1 protein-coding gene is annotated in these 691 nt (G+C 58.8%); it reads right to left on the reverse strand.

Annotated features, from left to right (window positions below; genetic code table 11):
* Nucleotides 1–184: 184 nt before the first annotated feature.
* Nucleotides 185–691 (reverse strand): RNA 2'-phosphotransferase (locus INT12_RS30780; RefSeq protein WP_193059215.1); only part of this gene is annotated, 507 nt, incomplete at its 5' end.

The following is a 691-nucleotide window of genomic DNA, read 5'->3' on the forward strand; positions in this document are numbered from 1 at the left end:
ACCAATATCCGGTGCGCAAAGCTTCGGACTCGATCGCTCCACGTCGCAATACTCGGTGAGATTGACCGTTTTTGATGGCTCTGTTCCCTGCCGCAATGTCGGCAATCGACCCTGACGGCTGTGGGAGAGCCTGGGTTGATCGGCCCTACGAGAGGATTGCTGGCCTCGGGATACAGCAGTTCCGCTACACACTGTGCTTTACGAACTCCCTCGGCACGTGGTCAGTCAGCCAGACGCCATTGTCAGCCTGGAAGAACGTATAGCCCTGTTGATGCATGCGAAGCGCATCAACTGTCAGCACGATAGGACTGCCGTAACGCTGGCCAACGGTCGTGGCGGTGGTGGTGTCTTCGGAAAGGTGCACATGCTGTCGCTGGCCCGGGCGTAGCCCTTCCGCCAGGATCGACTCAAGGTTCCGCGTCGCCGTTCCGTGGTAAAGCAATGCAGGAGGAACCTTGGCAATGTGCTGTATGGCAACGCTATCGGTGGAGTGACCTTGCACTGCACGAATGCGGCTGTTGTCATCGGAGAGCGTGAAGCGCTTCTTGTCGTTCGTGCTCACGATCTGCTGGATAAGTGCCAGATCCAGCTCTCGGCCAGCTGACGTTGCGCCGGCGATCAGTGCATCAACGTCAGCCCACCCTTCGGTGTCCAGCGTCAGCCCGATTGCCTCGGGCTGATGGCGTAATAC

The organism is Pseudomonas sp. K8, assembly GCF_014889455.1.
GTDB classification, from domain to species: domain Bacteria; phylum Pseudomonadota; class Gammaproteobacteria; order Pseudomonadales; family Pseudomonadaceae; genus Aquipseudomonas; species Aquipseudomonas veronii.